Source organism: Phytohabitans maris (assembly GCF_031085175.1).
Lineage (GTDB): Bacteria > Actinomycetota > Actinomycetes > Mycobacteriales > Micromonosporaceae > Phytohabitans > Phytohabitans maris.
Genome location: NZ_JAVHUY010000034.1, coordinates 41,558 through 59,888 on the forward strand (window position 1 = coordinate 41,558; position 18,331 = coordinate 59,888).

Sequence of the window (18,331 nt, forward strand, 5' to 3'; positions counted from 1 at the left end):
GGGCATCCGACCAAAGTCGAATGCCGCCCGTAGACCTCGGTCGCGCGGTAACCGACTCCGGTCACCCGCCGGCCGACCGCGGGCCGACGCGCGGGTACCGGCGGGAGCCGCAGGCTGGACGCATGATCAGTGTGGAGCACCTGACCAAGCGGTACGGCCCGCACACGGCCGTCGACGGCGTGTCGTTCCGCTGCGAGGCCGGCACGGTGACCGGGTTCCTCGGGCCGAACGGCGCCGGCAAGTCCACGACCATGCGCATGATCTGCGGCCTCACCCCGCCCACCGGCGGCGCGGCGACGGTCGACGGCGTGCCGTACCGGCGGCTACCGAACCCGGGCCGCCGCGTCGGCGTGCTCCTGGACGCCTCGGCCCAGCACCCGGGGCGTACCGGCCGCGAGACGCTCTCCCTCGCCGCGCAGGTCATGGGGGTGGACCGGGGCCGGGTGGACGCGCTGCTCGACCTCGTCGGGCTGGACGCGAAGGCCGGCCGCAAGCGGGTCCGCCAGTACTCGCTCGGCATGCGCCAGCGCCTCGGCCTGGCGCACGCCCTCCTCGGCGACCCGCGCGTGCTCATCCTGGACGAGCCGGCCAACGGCCTGGACCCGGAGGGCATCTTCTGGATGCGTACCGTCCTGCGCGACTTCGCCGACCGGGGCGGCACCGTGCTGCTCTCCTCCCACCTGCTGCGCGAGGTGGAGGCGGTGGCGGACCGGCTGGTGGTCATCGGGGGTGGCCGGGTCGTCGCCGACGGCAGCAAGGAGGAGCTGCTGGCCGGCAGCGGCGTCCGGGTACGCGGCCTCGATCCGGAGAAGCTGGAGCTCGCCCTGGCCGAGGCCGGCGTGGCCGCCACCCGTACCCCGGACGGCGCGCTGGTCGCCCAGGCCGACGCGGAGACCGTGGGGCGTACCGCCGCCGCGGCCGGGCTCGTGCTGCTGGAGCTCCGCCCCGCCGACGGCGCCGGGCTGGAGCAGCTCTTCCTCGAACTCACCGCGAACGGAGCAGCCCGATGAACACCGCCACTGTCGAAGCGCCGGTCCGCACGCCCACCCATGTCGAGGTCGGCCGCCCGTCGATCGGCCGGCTCACCCTCGTCGAGCTACGCAAGATGACCGACACGCGGGCCGGGTTCTGGCTGCTGGCGCTGACCGCCCTCGGGTACGCGGCGCTGGTCACGGTCGTGCTCTTCGCCGCCGACCCGCCGGACCGGACGTTCTACGGGTTCTTCCAGATCACGCTCCTCCCGTCCGGCGTGCTGCTGCCGGTGATCGGCATCCTCGCGGTCACCGGGGAGTGGACGCAGCGGGGCGCGCTCACCACGTTCACGCTGGTGCCCGAACGCGAGCGGGTCGCCGCCGCCAAGCTCCTCGCCGGGGTGGTGCTGGCCGCCGCCTCGGTCGTCGCCGGGCTGTTCTTCGCCGCGCTGGGCAACCTGGCCGGCATCGCCTTCGCGGACGGCGACGGCAGCTGGCAGCTGACCGTCGGCGCGCTGGGCAGCGCCGCGCTCTTCCAGGTCGTCAACATCACCATGGGCGTGGCGTTCGGCATGCTGCTGATGAACTCGCCGCTCGCCATCGTCCTCTACTTCCTGCTGCCGACCGTGTGGAGCGTGCTCACCAGCCTGGTCGGCGCGTTGAAGACGCCCGCCCAGTGGCTCGACCTCAGCGTCACGTCGATGCCGCTGACCGAGAACGCGATGGCCGGCTCGGACTGGGCCAAGCTCGCCGCCTCCGTGGGGCTCTGGGTGGTGGTGCCCCTGGCGGCAGGTTTGGTGCGACTCCTGCGGCGCGAGGTGTCGTAGGCGGTATACAGGGGGAATGGCTGCTGACGGCGTACCCGATGAGATGTCTGAGGCGGCGGAGGCGCTGCTGGCCGCGCTCGGCGGCGAGCAGCGCTCCCTCGCGTCGCGGCCCTTCACCGACGAGGCCGCGCGCCGCTGGATCGAGTACCGCCCGCGCCCCCGCCCCGGCGCCTGCCTGGCCGACCTGGACCGCACCGCCCGCAAGGCCGCGCACCGGCTGCTGGCGACCGCGCTGAGCCCGCCCGCGTACGCCCAGGCGATGGCGATCGTCGCCCTGGAGGAGGTGCTCGACCGGCGCGAGGGGTGGGCCCGCGGGCGGCACAGCGACGACTACTGGGTGGCGGTCTTCGGCGAGCCGGGGCGGGACGGACCGTGGGGCTGGCGGTTCGAGGGGCACCACGTCTCGGTGACCATGACGGTCGCGGACGGCGTGGTCTCCCCCGCCCCGATCTTCCTGGGCGCCAACCCGCACCGCGTCGGGTACGCCGGCGGCACCGTCCTGCGCCCGCTCGCCGCCGAGGAGGACCTGGCCCGCGCGCTGCTGGAGGCGATGTCCGGCGCCGACCGGCGGGCCGCGATCGTCGCCGACCTGGCCCCGGCCGACATCCGCACCGCCACGAGCCCGACCGCCGGCGAACCGATCGAGCCGCGCGGCGTGGCCGCCAGCCGCCTCGGGCCGGGCGCCCGGGCCGCGCTGGACCGGCTGGTCACGCTCTACCTGGACCGGCTGCGGCCGGAGCTGGCCGGGCGGGAGTACGCGCGGATCGCGAGCGGCGAGCAGTGGTTCGCGTGGGAGGGCCCGACCCGGCCGGGCGGCCGGCACTACTACCGGGTCCAGGGCGAAGACCTCCTCATCGAGTACGACAACACGAGCGACGACGGCAACCACGCGCACACGGTGCTGCGCCGCCCGCACGGCGACTTCGGCGGCGACGTCCTCTCCGCCCACCGCGCCGCCGACCACGCCTGACCCGACCGGGGGCGGGGACGGTCAGGGCGGCCCGAAGAGGGGGGCCACTCCGGTGATCCGCAGGACCTCCTCGACGATGCGGCGGGGGTTCGCACGCACATCCGTGCCCCCTGGCGCTGGGCGGCCTCGCGCCCGCGCAGCAGCGCGCGGATGCCGCTGGAGTCCAGGAACGGCACGGCGGAGAGGTCCACCACGACCTCGCGGGGCGGGCCGGCGAGCGCCGCCTCGATCTCGGCCACCACGCGCTCCTCGGCCCGCATGTCCAGGTCGCCTTCGAGGTGGATCACGGCAACGCCGCCCACCTCTCCGCCGCCCGCCTCGCCCAGACCGCCACTCGTCCCGCCCGGACCGTCACCCGTCTCGCCCAGACCGTCGCGCGCGAGCGTCATCGCAGCCTCCTCCACGGTGATCAAAGTCTCTGGTACCCCCGGCCGCGCGTTCTCACACTTACGCCGTGACAGCCACCCGTGCGGTAACCACCACCGGGTCGATCTCGCTGCGCGTGCTACGCCGGTTCCCCGAGGCCACCACGACCCTGCTCGACCTCGACCCGGTGCTCCGCCACATCGCGACTGGCTCGCTGGGTGCCGGGGCGGCGGTGGTGACGGCCGACCTGCGTACCCGGGACTGGCTGGCGTCGCTGCCTCACCGCGACTTCGACGCGGTGCTGACCGCGACGGCGCTGCATTGGCTGGCCCCGGAGCGCCTGGCGGAGCTCTACGGCGAGATCCGCGCGGCCCTGCGGCCGGGCGGCGTCTTCGTGAACGCCGACCACATGCCCGACGACGGCCTGCCGGGACCGTCGGCCAGGCTGGGCGAACGTGCCGACGCGCGCCGGCACGCCCGCTACGCGGCCGGCGCCGCCCTGTCCTGGGAGGGGTGCCCATCGACGGGGCCGGCCGTCACATATTGATCATGTGGCCGGCCAGGCCGTGGATGGCTTCCTTGACCGCCTCGCCCAGGGTCGGGTGCGCGTGTACGTTGCGGGCGACCTCGTGCACCGTCAGGTCCCACTGCTGGGCCAGCGTCAGCTCGGGCAGCAGCTCCGTCACGTCCGGCCCGATCAGGTGTGCGCCGAGCAGCTCACCGTACCGGGCGTCGCTGAGCACCTTCACGAAGCCGACCGTGTCGCCGAGGCCGTTCGACTTGCCGTTCGCGGTGAAGGGGAACTTGGCGACGCGGACGTCGAAGCCCTTCTCCCGCGCCTGCGCCTCGGTCCAGCCGAAGCTGGCGATCTGCGGCTGGCAGTACGTGGCGCGCGGGATCATCACGTAGTCGAGCTCCATCGTCTCCGCGCCGGCGATGGTCTCGGCCGCCACGATCCCCATCGACTCGGCGGCGTGGGCCAGCATCAGCTTGGCGGTCACGTCGCCGATCGCGTAGATGTGCGGGACGCTGGTGCGGCAGCGGCCGTCGACGTCGATGGCACCGCGCTCGGTGAGGCGTACACCGGTGTTCTCCAGGCCGTAGCCCTCGACGCGGGGCTGGAAGCCGATCGCCTGGAGCACCTTGTCGGCTTCGAGCACCTGCCGCTGCCCGTCGCGCGAGACGGTGACCCGCACGCCGCCGTCCGACTCCTCGATCGACTCCACCCGGGTCGAGGTGAGCACGTCGACGCCGAGGCGGCGGTAGCGCTTGGCGAGCTCGGCGGAGACCTCCTCGTCCTCCAGCGGCACGAGGCGGTCGAGGAACTCCACGATCGTGACCTGGACGCCGTAGTTGCGCAGCACGTACGCGAACTCGACGCCGATCGCGCCGGCCCCGGCGATCACGATGCTCCTCGGCAGCTCGTCGGAGAGGATCTGCTCCTCGTAGGTCACCACCCGCGACGACAGCGAGGTGCCGGGGAGCAGCCGCGTGGTGGCGCCGGCCGCGATGACGCAGTGGTCGAAGGTGACCGTCTCGTCACCCACCCGCAAGGTGTGCGCGTCGACGAACTCGCCACGGCCGTCGTACTGCCTGATCTTGTTCTTCTTCATCAGGTAGTGGACGCCCTTGACCCGGCCGTCGGCGACCTTGCGGCTGCGCTGGTACGCGGCGCCGTAGTCGAAGGTGACCCCGCCCTGGATGCCGAACGTCTTGGCTTCCTGGGTGAAGATGTGCGCCAGCTCCGCGTTGCGCAGCAGCGCCTTCGACGGGATGCAGCCGACGTTGAGGCACACCCCACCCCAGTACCTCTCCTCGACGACGGCGGTGGACAGGCCGAGCTGGGTGGCCCGGACCGCGGCGGTGTACCCACCCGGCCCGGCACCCAGCACCACGACGTTGAAGTGCTCGCTCATGGACCGATCCTCCCGCGAACGGGAAGATCACAACCAGCCAACCCCGCCCCCGCCCTCGCCCGCCGCCCGTCGACCGGCCCCGCCGGGCCGGGCGGTCGTTGAGATCGTGGTATCCAGGTGCCCTCGGAGGGGCACCGGGATACCACGATCGCCCCGCGGCGACCGGTTTTGGGCGTCAGGCCGCCCACGACGGGCGCGCGCCGTGCGGAGCAGCACGAGCGACGCTCGCGCCGAAGGCGGCGGGTGGGTGGGAGCTGTGGTCAGCGGGAGGTCAGGCGGCGGCCCACGGCGGAGATCAGGCGGTCGAGCTCGGAGCCGAACGGGTTGTCGTGCACCAGGTAGGTCCAGGTGGCCGAGGGGCGGACCATCTCCGAGCGCGCCGGCTCCCAGTCCTCGGTCACCTCGATCGTCTCGAAGGTCTCCAGCGTCCGCTGCTCGATCTTCGGGAAGAGGTCGTTGAACGCGGGCACCGCCGAGCGGTGGAACTCGTCCAGCGGGTCGAGCCGCCCCAGCGCGCGCAGGTGTACGCCCTCGCGGACCTCGTTGAGCTCGGCCAGGTGCTCGGCCCAGAGCCGGTCGAGGTGGAAGAGGGCGATCGAGCGGGCCACCCGGGACAGCAGCTCGTCGTCGATCTCCTCGGTCTCGTCCGGGAAGCGGTCGCGCAGCAGATCGGCGGCGACGTCGGTGGTGAGGAGCCGCTCGCGCCGCTCGGCGAGCGCGATGCGCTGCTGCTCGATCACCACGCTGTACCGCCAGGTGTTGCGGTGGATCTCGTGATTGACGCCCTCGGCGACCCGCTGGGCGTGCTCGACCGCGTACGTGACCTGGTCGTCCACCACCAGGCCGTCGGCGTGCATCTTGGGCGAGGCGGGGATGAGCTCGGGCGCGTGCCGTACGACCAGCTCGTCCTCGATGCTGACGAAGAAGACCGAGTGCCCGGGGTCGCCCTGCCGGCCGGAGCGGCCGCGGAGCTGGTCGTCCACCCGGCGGCTGTCGTGGCGGCCGGAGCCGATGATGTACAGGCCGCCCAGCTCGGCGACCCGGTCGTAGTCGGCCTGGTCGCTGCCGCCGAGGCGGATGTCGACGCCGCGGCCGGCCATCTGGGTGGAGACGGTCACCGCGCCGTACGTGCCGGCCTCGGCGATGATCGCCGCCTCCTCCTCGTCGTTCTTGGCGTTGAGCACGACGCAGGGGATGCCGGCGGCGGTGAGGCCGGCGGCGAGCTGCTCGGACTCCTTGACGTCGAGGGTGCCGACGAGCACCGGGCGTCCCACCTCGTGGGTGAGGCGGATCTCCTCGATCAGCGCCTCCTCCTTCTCGGCCCGGGTGGCGTAGATGCGGTCCGGGTCGTCCACCCGGACGCAGGGCGTGTTGGGCGGGATGACCGCCACCTCGAGCTTGAAGAACTCGCGCAGCTCGTTGCCGACCAGCACCGCGGTGGCGGTCATGCCGCAGAGCGTCTTGTAGAGCGCGATGTACGCCTGGACGGTGATCGTGTCGAGCACCTCGCCCTCGGCGGTGGCGTTGAGCCCCTCCTTGGCCTCGACGGCCGCCTGGAGCCCATCCGGCCAGCGGCGGCGCTGGGCCACCCGGCCGCGCATCTCGTCGACGAGCTCGACCGCGCCGTTGCGGACGATGTAGTCGACGTCGCGGTGCAGCAGCGCCTCGGCGTGCAGGGCGACGTTGACGGCGGAGAGCTGCTCGACGTTCTCGTCCGCGTACAGGTCGATGCCGCCCAGCTTGGCCTCGACGGCCTGGAGCCCCTTGTCGGTGAGCGCGACCGAGCGCCCGTCGTCGGCGATCTCGTAGTGCCGCTTGTTGACCAGGCCCTTGACCAGGGCGGCCGCCTGGTGCACCGGGTCCTGCTCGCCGGGAACGGTGCCGGCCAGCACCATCGGCACGCGGGCCTCGTCGATCAGGATCGAGTCGGCCTCGTCGACGATGCAGCAGGCCAGGTCGCGCTGCACCCGGTCGTCGATGTCGGTGACGAGCTGGTCGCGCAGGTAGTCGAAGCCGGCCTCGCTGACCGAGACGTAGGTGACGTCGTTGCCGTACGCGGCGCGGCGCTGGTCGTGGCTGGACGCCTCGGTGACCCAGCCGACGGTGAGGCCGAGCAGCCGGTACACCGGCGCCATCCAGAGCGCGTCGCGGCGGGCGAGGTAGTCGTTGACGGTGAGCACGTGGACCGGGCCCTTGCCGCGGCGCACGTGTCCGTACGCGGCGATCGCGGCGGTCAGCGTCTTGCCCTCACCGGTGGCCATCTCGGCGACCTTGCCGGAGAGCAGCGCCATCGCGCCGAGCAGCTGCACGTCGTACGGCGTCTGGTCGAGCCCGCGCCGGGCCGCCTCCCGCCCGAACGCGCAGATGTCCACGTAGTCGGTGGCCTCGGCGGCCGCCTCGGTCAGCTCGGAGTCGCTGAGGTCGGCCAGCTCCTCCGCACGACTACCGATCTTGGGGAGCAGCTTTTCCAGCGGGCCGAGGTCGACCGTGGTACCCGGGCGCTGGAGGAAGCGCTGCATCCTGCTTTTCAACCGCTGCGACACACCCATGGTGGGCAACGGTACTATTCAGCATTCCAAGATCGTCGCCACCTCCTGCCGTGCCCGCGATGCGAGGTCGCGCAGCAGCTCAGGACCCTTGTCGAAGGGGACCACCGCGGTCACCACGTGCCGCCGGATCCCCTCGCCGCACTCGCGCACCATCGATACCGTCTCGGCGGAGAGCCGCTCCCGGTCCCAGGCGGCGGCCAGCCCGCGCGGCACCCGTCCGATCTGCGCGCAGCGCACCGAAAGCCCGTTGTGGTGAAACTCCTCCCCCAGCCGCATGTCGCCCGCCCCGCCCTGGTAGAACGCCAGGTCGACGACCGTCCCCTGGGGCCGCAGCAGGCGCAGCGCCAGGTGCAGCGCCGCCGGCTGCCCCCGGCACTGGAAGACCACGTCCGCGCCCCGGTCGCCCGGCCCGCGGCGCCACCGGCTCTTGACCGCGACCGCCGGGTCGCCGTCCGCCGGGTCGAGCACCGCGCACCCGAGGGCCGCAGCGACGGCCCGGCGCCGCGACGTCGCATCGAGTACGAGTACCGACTCGGCGCCGTGCCGGAGCGCGAACGCCGCGGTCAGCAGCCCGATCATGCCGGCGCCGACCACGGCGACACGCCGTCCCCGCACCCCGTCGCCGAGGTCGCGCACCGCCGGACCGAAGGCGTCCGCCGCGGCGTGCAGCAGCCCGTTGGCGCAGATCGGGCCGGCGTGCGCCACGTAGACGCCGAGCAGCGGGTCGAGATCGGGCGGCAGCGGCACGAACCGGTCCACGAGCGGGTCGGCGAGGTGGCCGGTGCGGTGCCCGTACGCCATCGCGACGAGCGTGCCCCGCGCCACCGCCGGCGTGGCCGACTCGGTGACCCGGCCGACCTCCATGTAGCCGAGCCGGGTCACCGGGTACGCCTGCGCCGGCTCGCCGTCGACGAAGAGGCCGAGCTCCGGGTCGAGGCGGGCGCGGAGCAGCGGGTTGGTCCCCTTGACGTAGCTCAGCTCGGTGCCCGCCGACACTCCACTGTAGAGCGTTTCGACCCGGAACGTCCCCGCACGCGCGGGCGGTGACTGCTCCTCGCGGATCTCCACGCTCCCCGGCGCGGTGACCACGATCGCGCGCTCAGACACCGACCGGCTCCGCGGTCGCGGCCGAGCGGGCGACCGCCGCGGCGAGGCGGTGGGTGCGCAGCGCCTCCCCGTACGGCACCCGCACGTCGTCGGCCACCCCCTGCACCGCGTCGACGAACGCCCGGTCCACCGCCACCCGCGCCGCGACCGGGTCACCGGCGTAGCGGTGTTCGCCCGCTTCGTCCCGTACCAGCAGGGCCTCCTCGCCGACCGAGACGGCGAGGCCGTCCGCGATCACCTCGACCGCCGCCCGGTGCTTCCAGCCCAGCGCGCAGGTCGTGGTGAGCGTGCCGGGGACGCCGCTCTCGAACCGCACCATGGCCGCGGTGGCCGCGTCGACGTCGGCGCCCGCCACCGGCGGGCGCCCGCCACCGGCCGCGTGTACCTGGGCGACCTCGCCGCCGAGCAGCCGCATCACGTCGAGGACGTGCGGGGCCTGCTCGATCACCGGGCCGCCGGAGGACTCCCGCCGCACCCACCAGTCGACCGGCGGCACCTTGTCCAGCCAGGCGGCGTTGACCAGCCGCACCGGGCGGCCGGCGAGCAGGTCGCGGGCCCGCTCGACCACCGCCAGGTACCGCCAGTGCAGCCCCACGGCGGTGACCACGCGCTCGGCGAGCGGGGCGATCCGTTCGGCGGTGGCGAGGTCGATCGCCAGGGGCTTCTCCACGAACATCGGCAGTCCCGCCGCGAGCACCGCCTCCTCGGCCGGGCCGTGCGCGAACGGCGGGACGCACACGTACACCGCGTCCGGCTGGGCGTCGACGAGCGCGGCCACGTCGGGGTACGCGAGCGCGCCGTGCTCCGCGGCGAGGGCGCCGGCCGCGTCGGGCACCACGTCGGTGACACCCACCAGCCGCACGTCCGCAAACCCGGCCAGCACGCCCGCGTGCCGCCGGGCGACGTTGCCCGCGCCGATCATCGCGACCGCGCACCTGCCACCCATCCGATACCGCTCCCAACGCCGATCCTCGCCGCGATGCCGGCCCATGCTGGCGGCGGTTGGATACCCGATCTTTGGGAAACCACGCGCCATGTGGCATCCGCTTTCGGTGAGCCCTGTCGTGGAGGCCTGGTCCGCGTACCGGACCAGCACCGCCAGCCAGTGGAAACCGCGCGATCTGGTCCGGGCCAAGAGATCCAGCACGGTCTCCGTCGTGCTGCCCGCCCGCGACGAGCAGGACACGGTCGGCGCGATCGTACGGACGATCCGCCGGCACCTCGTCGAGCGCGTGCCGCTCGTCGACGAGGTCATCGTCGTCGACTCCCGCTCCGTCGACGAGACCGCGCGCGTCGCGGGCGAGGCCGGCGCGCGGGTGGTCGACCAGGACCAGATGACCCGGGGCCTGCCCCGGCTGGAGGGAAAGGGCGACGCGCTCTGGGCCGGCCTCGCGGCGGCGCGCGGCGACATCGTGGCGTTCGTCGACGCCGACCTGCGCGAGTTCCGCCCGCACTTCGTGACCGGACTGCTCGGACCGCTGCTCACCGACCCGAGCGTCGTGTACGTCAAGGGCTTCTACCACCGGCCGCTGGAGTCCCTGGCCGACACCGAACGCGACGGCGGCGGCCGGGTCACCGAGATCATGGCCCGCCCGCTGCTCAACCTCTGCTGGCCCGAGCTGTCCGGCTTCGTGCAGCCGCTGGCCGGCGAGTACGCGGGCCGCCGGGACGTGCTGGAACAGCTCCCCTTCGTCTCCGGGTACGGCGTGGAGCTGGCGATGCTCATCGACCTGCTGGACTCCGTGGGGCTCGACGCGCTGGCCCAGGTCGACCTCGGCGAGCGGCACCACCGGCACCAGAGCACCGAGGCGCTGGGGCGGATGGCCGCGCAGATCCTCTACACCGCCTGGTCCCGCCTCTACCGCGCCGGCATCGTGCCGACGCCCGAACCGGCGGCGGACGCGCTCACCCAGTTCCGCCGGGGCGGCGAGGACGCGCTGCCCGGCCTCGGCCGCGAGGTCGTCGTGCACGACGTCTCGGTGCGCGAGCGCCCACCACTGGCGCGGCTCCGCTCGGCGATGACGGTCGTCTCATGAAGGTGCTGATGAACGCGGGCCCGTGGCTGCCGGTGCCGCCGGACGGCTACGGCGGCATCGAGAACATCGTCGCCACGCTCGTACCCCCGCTGCGCGAGCTCGGCGTCGAGGTGGTGCTCGCCAGCGTGGGCACCTCGACGCTGGCGGTGGAGGAGCTGGTGTCGGTCTTCCCGGAGGGGCAGTTCCGGCAGCTGCAGCGCCCGTACAACCAGGTGAACGGCGTCGTGCCGGCGCACCAGCACGCGGTCGTCCGGGCGGTGCGCGAGCGGTCCGACATCGACCTCGTGCACGACCACGTGGAGGCGGCCGGCCTGGCCACGCTGGCCGCGCTCGGCCCGGACGACCCGCCGGTGCTGCACACGCTCCACTGGGACCTGCTCAAGCATCCCGAGCTGTACGGCACGTTCGACGGCGGCGGCCGGGTCTGGGTCAACGGCGTCTCCGCGGACCAGGTGGCCCGCGCGCCCGAGGCGCTGCGTGCCCACGCGGTCGGCCACGTGCACCTGGCCACCCCGCTCGCCGAGGGCGCGGACCAGCGGCGCCCGCCGGAGAAGGGCGGCCACGTGGTGATCCTCGGCCGGATCACGCCCGGCAAGGGGCAGGACCTCGGGGTGCGGCTGGCCCACCGGTACGGGTTCGACCTGGTGCTGGCCGGGCCGGTGGGGCCGTACCACTCGCCGGCGGACCTGGCCGCGGTCTCCACTTCGGACAATCCGGACGTGGCGTACTTCCGGGAGCGGGTCGAGCCCTATGTGGACGGTTGGCGGGTGCGCTGGCTCGGCACGGTACGCCCGCCGGCCCGGGACGACCTCGTGGCCGGCGCGCGGGCGGTGCTCGCCCCGCTGCGCTGGTCGGAGCCGGGCGGCACGTTCGTGGTCGAGGCGCTCGCGCTGGGTACCCCGGTGGTGGGCCTGGCCAAGGGCTGCCTGCCCGAGCTGGTCGACCACGGCCGCACCGGCTTCCTCACCGAAGACGAGGAGGAGCTGCCCGACCTGCTGGAGGCGGCCGCCAAGCTCGACCCGGCCGAGTCGATGCGCGAGGCGGCGGCCCGCTTCACGCCGGCGGTGATGGCGGCTCGCTACCTGGAGCTGTACCGCCAGGTGGTGGCGTCCGCGTCGTCAGATCGCGGTCGGTGACCGGGCGGGCTCGGTGTGGCCGGCCGGGGTGGCGACCCGTGGTGGGCGCAGCGCCGGTACGAGGGCGAGGGCGGGGACGATCAGCAGCGGTACGACGAGCAGCGCCCGGAGCACGCCCACCCGGTCGCCGAGCAGCCCGACCAGGGGCGGGCCGGCCAGGAACGAGGTGTACCCGATCACCGCCACCACGCTCACCCGGTCCGGCGCCCGGCTCTCCTCGTCGGCGGCGGCGCTCATCCCGACCGGGAAGCCGAGGCAGGCGCCCACGCCCCAGAGCGCCACGCCGGCCAGCGCGAGCGGGAGCGAGTCGGCGTACACGGTGACCGCGGCGCCCGCCGCCGCGAGCGCCATCGTCGCCCAGAGCACCTTCGGCCGGCCCCACCGGTCCAGCGCGACCGTGCCCGCCGTACGCCCCACGGTCATCGCCGCCACGAACACGCCGAAGCTCGCCGCGCCGGCCGCCTCGCCCACCCCGTGCCCGTCCACGAAGGCGACCGCGAGCCAGTCGTTCGCCGTACCCTCGGTGAACGCCATCACCAGCACCAGCAGTCCGATGAGGACGGTGCGCGGCTCGCGCCAGGCGGCGAGCAGCCCGCCGCCCTTGCCGGCGCCCCCGGCCGCCGCCCGCTCGTCCGGCAGGAACGAGCGGACCGCCATCAGCGTGCCCCCGCCCACGATCGCCGCGATGACCGCCAGGTGCGCGGCGATCGGCACCCCGAGGCGGGCGGCGGCCGCGCCGAGGCCGGCCCCGGCGACGGTACCCAGGCTCCAGGCGGCGTGGAAGCGCGGCATGATCGTGCGTCCCAGCCGGCGCTCGACGGCGGCCGCCTCGACGTTCATCGCGACCTCGCAGCTGCCCGCGCCGAACCCGATCGCGAAGAGCCCCACGCCCACGGCCGGGGCCCAACCCCAGGCGCCCGCGGCCCTGCCGGCCAGGACGAGGCCGGCGGCCATGGCGAGGGCGGCGGTGGCGACGGTACGGGCGGCGCCGAGCCGGTGCGCGACCAGCCCGGCCACCGGCAGCGCGAGCACCGCCCCGGCGGAGAGGGAGAGCATCAGCAGGCCGAGCTCGCCCGCGGTGAGGCCGAGCGCGTCCCGGGCGGCCGGTACGCGGGCGAACCACGACGCGACCGCCAGCCCGTTGAGGCCGAAGGTCGCGGCGACCCCGTTGCGGGCGGCTACGACGTTCACGGGTGCTCCTGTCTCACCCGGGCATCACATCCCTGGGAGCGTTCTCACCTCAAGCGGGTGCATGCACCCCACCCGGTCGAGCAGATCGCCGCGGGCGCGGCCGGCGCCGTCCTGTCCGGCTCGCGCGTCCCGCCGGTCACCGCCTACCCGTCGCACATGGTCCTCCGGGCGGCCGCCTGACCCCACGCCCGGCCCGGCGGCGAAACGGGTCAGGCGAGCAGCGTGCAGGCGGCGACCGTGCCGAAGACCAGTACGCCCAGGACCGCCTGGGTCAGCAGCGCCGGGCCCAGGTGTGACCAGAGGTTCGGCGGGTGCGGGGTGAGGAGCTGGGCGGTCGTGAGGTTGACGATCTTTTCGACCCGCGGTGCGAGGTCCGGGTCCTTCTGGCGGCGTACCGTCACCTGCACGTGGTCCCGCGGCTCGAGCGCGCTCTGTGGCAGGTGGCCGTGGATCTCCATCTCGCACAGGACGCCGTCCGTGGCCCGGATCCGCAGCGGGGTGACGAGGTACTCGGGGCCCTTCTTGAGCTCTTTCCACTTGCGCCCGCCGCCCCCCGAGCCGGCCCGCAGCACCGAGACGACAAGGCGGACCACACCGGCGGCGGCGAGCACCGCGACCAGGATCGGCTGCCCCACCTTGACCTCGCGCGAGTAGCCGCCCTCCAGCTTGACCACGTGTCCGTTGATGATCGGGCCCGGCCGGTGCGCCACGGGCTCGGGGAAGAGCTCCCGGTCCCAGGTCATGACAGTCCTACCCATTGTTTATCAGGCAAGCACTCAGCGTATCGACAATGGCGCATTCCCACGAGGGGGCGGCGGGTGAGTGAATGCGCTGTCACGGGGTATGGCTTTCGCCATGGATCTCTCATTCCTGCGGTCGCTGTACGCCCACCCGGGCCCGTGGGCGTCGGCCTACCTGGACGCCACCCCGGACACCGAGGACGCGGCGCGGGCACTGGACCTGCGCTGGCGCGGGCTGCGGGAGAGCCTCGCCGCGCAGGGCGCCGCCGCCGGCGTGCTGGTCGCCATGGACCGGGCGCTGGACGGGGCGCCGGCCGAGCCGGACCGGCGGGGCGTGGCCATGTTCGCCTCCGAGGCCGCGCCGGACGACGTGACCGTCGAGCGGCTGCCCACGCCCCCGCGCGCCGACCTCGCCAGCTTCGGGCCCCTGCCGCACACCATGCCCCTGGTCGCCCAGCGCGGCGAGGAGGTCGAGTGGCTACGGGTGGTGGCCGACCGGACCGGCGGCGAGGTGTCGGAGTTCGACGCGGGCGGGGTCCGGCGGAGCGAGACCGTACGGGGCCACGAGTCGTACCCGATCCGCAAGCTCAAGCCCGGCGGCTGGTCGCAGGCGCGGTACCAGCGGGAGGCGGAGACCACCTGGCAGCGCAACACGGGCGACGTGGCCGCCGCCGCCACGGAGCTGGCCGACGCGACCGGGCCGGACGTGCTGGTCCTGGCCGGGGACGTGCGGGCCCGGCAGCTGCTTTTCGAGCAGCTGCCCAAGCGCTGGCGGGAACGGGCGGTGGTGACCGACGCCGGTACGCGGGCGGGCGGCGCCGACCCGGAACCGCTGGACGAGGCGACGACGATCGCGGTGGCGGACGTGGCCGACCGGCGTACCCGGGACGCGGTGGACCGCTTCGGCGCGCAGGAGGGGCTCGGCAACGGGCTCGCCGCCGTCGTCACCGCCCTGCAGCGGGAGCAGGTCGAGGCCATGCTGATCGTGGACGACCCGTCCTCCACCGACGCGCTCTGGATCGGGCCGGAGGCGGCGCAGCTCGCCATGGACCCGGCCCAGCTGCGGGAGATGGGCGTCGAGGAGCCGGTCCGGGTGCGCGCCGACGCCGCCCTGGTCCGCGCGGTCGCCGGCAGCGGGGCGGACCTGGTCCTGGTCGGCCCGGACGACGCCGACCTGCGGCACGGCGTGGGGGCGGTGCTCCGCTACGCCGACGAGGGCACCCGCCGCGAGGGTTAGCGGAGCTGCTGCTTCTGCACCTTGCCCATGCCGTTGCGGGGCAGCTCGGGCAGGAAGCGGACCTGGCGCGGGCGCTTGTGCGCGGAGAGCTGGGTGGCCACGAAGCCGATCAGCTCGTCCGCCCCGACGCCCTCCGCCACCACGTACGCGACGATCTCCTGCCCCAGGTCGTCGTGGGGCGCCCCGACCACGGCGGCCTCCCGTACGGCGGGGTGGGCGAGCAGCGCGTTTTCGACCTCGCCGGCCCCGATCCGGTACCCGCCGCTCTTGATCAGGTCGGTGGAGGAGCGGCCGACGATGCGGTGCCAGCCGTCCGGGCCGATCGTGGCCACGTCACCGGTGCGAAACCACCCGTCCCCCGCGTACGCGGCGGCGGTGGCCTCGGGCCGGTTCAGGTACCCGCTGAAGAGCGTGCTCCCGCGGACCCGCAGCTCGCCCACGGTCTCGCCGTCGTGCGGCGCCGGCGCGCCGTCCTCGCCGACCAGGCGGGTCTCCACGCCGGCCACCGGACGCCCCACCGCGCCCGGCCGCCGCTCCCCGTCGGCGCGGGCGGCGACGGTGATCAGGGTCTCGGTCATGCCGTACCGCTCGACCGGCTCGTGCCCGGTCAGCTCGCGCAGCGCCGCGAAGACCGGTACCGGAAGCGCCGCGCTGCCGGAGACGAGCAGCCGGGCCGGGGCGAGCGCGCGGGCCGCCGCGGGTGCGGAGGCGACGCGGTGCCAGACGGTGGGCACCCCGAAGTAGAGCGTGCCGCCGGCCGCCGCGTACGCCTCGGGGCGGGGCCGGACCGTGTGCACCAGCCGCGAACCGGTACGCAGGGCGCCGAGCACGCCGAGGACGAGGCCGTGCACGTGGTACAGCGGGAGGCCGTGCACCAGCGTGTCGCCGGCGGTCCAGGCCCAGGCGTCGGCGAGCCCGTCCAGGCCGGCGGCGATGGCGTCCCGGCTGAGCAGTACGCCCTTGGGCGCGCCCGTCGTCCCGCTGGTGTAGAGGATCAGCGCGGTGGCGTCGCCGGGCACCTCGGCGGCGTACGACCCGCGCGCGTCCAGGTCGACGCCGTCGAGCAGCTCGGCCCCCGCGTCGCCGAGGATGTGCGAACGCTCCATCGGCCCCGAGTCGGGCGGGACGGGGACGACCGGGACGCCGGCGACCAGACCGCCCAGCACGGCCACGACGGTCTCCAGCGAGGCGGTGGCGGTGACCGCGACGGCCGGAGCACCCGCGATCCGCGCCGCGAACGCGCCGGCGGCACCGGCCAGGTCGCCCCAGGACATGGCCCGCTCACCCACCCGCACCGCGTCGGGTGGATCTCCGAAATGGCCGCTCAGCGCGGGCAGCAGCTCCATGCGGGACACACTAGGCTCAGGTGTATGGCGAGGAAACCCACGGTCGTCGACGTGGAGGTCGGGCAGAAGAAGGTCTTCGCCTGGGCGGTCGACTGGCCCGGGTGGTGCCGCTCGGCCCGCACCGAGGAGCAGGCGCTCGCCGCCCTCGCCGACTACGTCCCGCGCTACGCGGTGGTGGCGCAGAAGGCGGGGCTGAGCTTCCCGGCGACGATCGGCGACACGTTCGAGGTCCGGGAGCGGCTGCCCGGCGACGGCGGCACCGAGTTCGGCGTTCCCGGCAAGGTCTCCGCGGGCGACCGCGAGCCGGTCAAGGCGGCCGAGGCGACCCGCGCCGCCAAGCTGATGACCGCGGCCTGGGAGCTGCTCGCCGAGGTCGCCGCGAAGTCCCCGGCCGAGCTGCGCAAGGGTCCGCGCGGCGGCGGCCGCGACCGGGACAAGATGCTCGACCACGTGGTGGGCGCCGAGGTGGCGTACGCGCGGCAGGTCGGCATCAAGCACAAGCAGCCGCCGTTCGACGACGGGGCGGCGGTGGGCGCCCTCCGGGCGGATCTGCTGGCGCGGCTGGGGAGGCCGACCAGGGCCGGCGCGGAGTCGAAGTGGCCCGACCGGTACGCGGTCCGCCGGATCGTCTGGCACGTGCTCGACCACGTCTGGGAGATGGAAGACCGCGCCGCCTGAGGGTTCGGGCCGGTTGGGGCTCGGGCCGCTTGGGGTTTTCGGGGCCGCGCATCCCTCTTGAGGAGGAGGCGGGACGCCCGCCCTACCGCGCATGACGTAGCGCACAAACCAACTGGTGGTGGACGCCGGACGACGCTTTCCGAGCGATCATCGTTGGTATGGGTGCGTGGGCGCTGGCGGTGATCTTCGCGATCGCGTCAGCAGCGGCGTACGCGGCGGGGGCAGTGGTGCAGGAGCGACTGGCCGCCGACGCTGTGCGCATTACCGTCCTGGCGCTGCTGCGCCGGGGGCGGTGGTGGTTCGCGGTGGCTCTCAACGGGGCCGGTGGGGCGCTGCACGTCGCCGCGCTCGCCTTCGGCCCGCTCTCGCTGGTGCAGCCGCTCGGCGTGCTCACGCTCGTGCTGGCGCTGCCGATGGGCGCGGCGCTCGCCCGCCGCCGGGTCTCCGGCCGGGCCTGGCGCGGCGCCGGGTACACGGTCGCCGGCCTCGTCGTGCTCCTGCTGCTGATCAGCCCCGCGACCGGCGCCGAGGCGCTGGACGGGCGCGACGCCACGGCGCTGGCCATCGCCGCCACCGCGACGGTCGCCGTCCTGATGGCGGCCGCCCGCCTCTCCCGCCCGCTGGTGGTCCGCAGCCTGCTCAACGCGGTCGCGTCCGGCGTGGCGTTCGCGGTGGCCTCCGCCCTGACCCAGACCGTCGCCCTGCGCACCAGCGAAACCGGCCCGACCGCGATGTTCAGCCCGATCGCGCTGGTGCTCGGCGTGATGGCGGTCGGCGGCCTGCTCCTGTCCCAGATGGCCTACCGCAACTCCGGCCTCGGCGCCCCGCTCGCCACCGTCACCCTGTCCAACCCGATCGCCTCCGCGGTCATCGGGATGGTGCTGCTCGGCGAGCGCTTCGTCGGCGGCACCCCCGGCGCGCTGGCCGCCCTCGCCGCCGCCCTGCTCGCCTCCTGGGGCGTGGTCGTGCTCGCCCAGCCCGAGCCGCTCGACCCCCGGGCACCCTCCGACCCCGGCACCACCCCGAAGCGCCAGCCCGCCCTCGTGTAGCGGGCCTCCCCACGCTCGTGATCGAAGCTCCCGTCAAGTCGTTCTAGCGAGTTGACGGGAGCTTCGATCACGGCCCATCACCGGGCTCTCGTCCAGCGGGCCGGGCGCGGTTTTCGGGCCGAGCGCCGCTGGAACGGGTCGCGGACGGGTATCGAGCGTACGACCGCACCGCGATCGAGGTGCTGCCGCGCCCGCGCGGCGCAGACACGAGG

17 protein-coding genes and 1 pseudogene are annotated in these 18,331 nt (G+C 74.4%); 10 read left to right on the top strand and 8 right to left on the bottom strand.

What is annotated here, in order from left to right:
* Positions 1 to 122: 122 nt before the first annotated feature.
* The 3 genes from RB614_RS30180 to RB614_RS30190 are packed head-to-tail and all read left to right on the top strand — an operon-like array spanning position 123 to position 2,768.
* Positions 123 to 1,010: an ABC transporter ATP-binding protein gene (locus RB614_RS30180; protein WP_308716078.1), complete on the top strand. Its 888-nt coding sequence runs from the start codon at positions 123 to 125 to the stop codon at positions 1,008 to 1,010.
* Entirely contained in the window at positions 1,007 to 1,798 is a 792-nt protein-coding gene (locus tag RB614_RS30185) for an ABC transporter permease (RefSeq protein WP_308716079.1), read from the top strand. The genes RB614_RS30180 and RB614_RS30185 overlap by 4 nt, the downstream gene beginning before the upstream one ends.
* A gap of 16 nt (positions 1,799 to 1,814) precedes the next feature.
* Positions 1,815 to 2,768, top strand: coding sequence for a DUF3500 domain-containing protein (locus tag RB614_RS30190; protein WP_308716080.1), 954 nt, complete (start codon positions 1,815 to 1,817; stop codon positions 2,766 to 2,768).
* An 86-nt stretch (positions 2,769 to 2,854) separates the two neighbouring features.
* Here RB614_RS30190 and RB614_RS44385 read toward each other — a convergent pair.
* A pseudogene (locus tag RB614_RS44385) lies at positions 2,855 to 3,157 on the bottom strand (STAS domain-containing protein); the annotation flags it as partial.
* Between the two features lie 65 nt (positions 3,158 to 3,222).
* Between RB614_RS44385 and RB614_RS30195 the strand changes: the two are divergent.
* Positions 3,223 to 3,681, top strand: coding sequence for a class I SAM-dependent methyltransferase (locus tag RB614_RS30195; protein WP_308716081.1), 459 nt, complete (start codon positions 3,223 to 3,225; stop codon positions 3,679 to 3,681).
* On the opposite strand, the gene lpdA is transcribed toward RB614_RS30195, so the two are convergent.
* From lpdA to RB614_RS30215, 4 genes are all read right to left on the bottom strand, one after another.
* Complete coding sequence (gene lpdA, locus RB614_RS30200; RefSeq protein WP_308716082.1) at positions 3,671 to 5,050, bottom strand: dihydrolipoyl dehydrogenase; 1,380 nt, start codon at positions 5,048 to 5,050, stop codon at positions 3,671 to 3,673. The genes RB614_RS30195 and lpdA overlap by 11 nt on opposite strands.
* A gap of 260 nt (positions 5,051 to 5,310) precedes the next feature.
* A complete protein-coding gene (gene secA2, locus RB614_RS30205; protein ID WP_308716083.1) occupies positions 5,311 to 7,599 on the bottom strand; it encodes an accessory Sec system translocase SecA2 in 2,289 nt (762 codons plus the stop codon).
* 18 nt (positions 7,600 to 7,617) lie between these two features.
* The gene (locus RB614_RS30210; protein WP_308716084.1) at positions 7,618 to 8,706 is read right to left on the bottom strand and encodes a zinc-dependent alcohol dehydrogenase; all 1,089 of its coding nucleotides are present in this window, start codon (positions 8,704 to 8,706) and stop codon (positions 7,618 to 7,620) included.
* Entirely contained in the window at positions 8,699 to 9,652 is a 954-nt protein-coding gene (locus tag RB614_RS30215) for a Gfo/Idh/MocA family protein (protein ID WP_308716085.1), read from the bottom strand. Before RB614_RS30215 ends, RB614_RS30210 begins: the two co-directional genes overlap by 8 nt.
* Positions 9,653 to 9,740: 88 nt before the next feature.
* On the opposite strand from RB614_RS30215, the gene RB614_RS30220 reads away from it, so the two are divergent.
* Both RB614_RS30220 and RB614_RS30225 read left to right on the top strand, forming a co-directional pair.
* Positions 9,741 to 10,742 (top strand): glucosyl-3-phosphoglycerate synthase, encoded by a 1,002-nt coding sequence (locus tag RB614_RS30220; protein WP_308716086.1) that lies wholly within the window; start codon positions 9,741 to 9,743, stop codon positions 10,740 to 10,742.
* On the top strand, positions 10,739 to 11,878 hold the full coding sequence (locus RB614_RS30225; RefSeq protein ID WP_308716087.1) for a glycosyltransferase: 1,140 nt from the start codon (positions 10,739 to 10,741) through the stop codon (positions 11,876 to 11,878). The genes RB614_RS30220 and RB614_RS30225 overlap by 4 nt, the downstream gene beginning before the upstream one ends.
* Here the strand turns inward: RB614_RS30225 and RB614_RS30230 are convergent.
* Positions 11,861 to 13,069 carry an MFS transporter gene (locus RB614_RS30230; RefSeq protein ID WP_308716088.1) on the bottom strand — a complete coding sequence of 403 codons (1,209 nt, stop codon included), beginning with the start codon at positions 13,067 to 13,069 and terminating at the stop codon, positions 11,861 to 11,863. The two genes, RB614_RS30225 and RB614_RS30230, sit on opposite strands and share 18 nt — an antisense overlap.
* A 57-nt stretch (positions 13,070 to 13,126) precedes the next feature.
* Between RB614_RS30230 and RB614_RS30235 the strand changes: the two genes are divergently transcribed.
* Positions 13,127 to 13,249: a hypothetical protein gene (locus RB614_RS30235; protein WP_308716089.1), complete on the top strand. Its 123-nt coding sequence runs from the start codon at positions 13,127 to 13,129 to the stop codon at positions 13,247 to 13,249.
* 29 nt (positions 13,250 to 13,278) lie between these two features.
* On the opposite strand, the gene RB614_RS30240 is transcribed toward RB614_RS30235, so the two are convergent.
* Complete coding sequence (locus RB614_RS30240) at positions 13,279 to 13,812, bottom strand: hypothetical protein (RefSeq protein ID WP_308716090.1); 534 nt, start codon at positions 13,810 to 13,812, stop codon at positions 13,279 to 13,281.
* Between the two features lie 112 nt (positions 13,813 to 13,924).
* Between RB614_RS30240 and RB614_RS30245 the strand changes: the two genes are divergently transcribed.
* A complete protein-coding gene (locus RB614_RS30245; protein ID WP_308716091.1) occupies positions 13,925 to 15,046 on the top strand; it encodes a baeRF2 domain-containing protein in 1,122 nt (373 codons plus the stop codon).
* On the opposite strand, the gene RB614_RS30250 is transcribed toward RB614_RS30245, so the two are convergent.
* Positions 15,043 to 16,392, bottom strand: coding sequence for an acyl-CoA synthetase (locus RB614_RS30250; RefSeq protein WP_308716092.1), 1,350 nt, complete (start codon positions 16,390 to 16,392; stop codon positions 15,043 to 15,045). The genes RB614_RS30245 and RB614_RS30250 overlap by 4 nt on opposite strands.
* 24 nt (positions 16,393 to 16,416) lie before the next feature.
* Between RB614_RS30250 and RB614_RS30255 the strand changes: the two genes are divergently transcribed.
* Both RB614_RS30255 and RB614_RS30260 read left to right on the top strand, forming a co-directional pair.
* The gene (locus RB614_RS30255; protein WP_308716093.1) at positions 16,417 to 17,070 is read left to right on the top strand and encodes a hypothetical protein; all 654 of its coding nucleotides are present in this window, start codon (positions 16,417 to 16,419) and stop codon (positions 17,068 to 17,070) included.
* Positions 17,071 to 17,228: 158 nt separating this feature from the next.
* Positions 17,229 to 18,119 carry a DMT family transporter gene (locus RB614_RS30260; protein ID WP_308716094.1) on the top strand — a complete coding sequence of 297 codons (891 nt, stop codon included), beginning with the start codon at positions 17,229 to 17,231 and terminating at the stop codon, positions 18,117 to 18,119.
* Positions 18,120 to 18,331 lie beyond the last annotated feature (212 nt).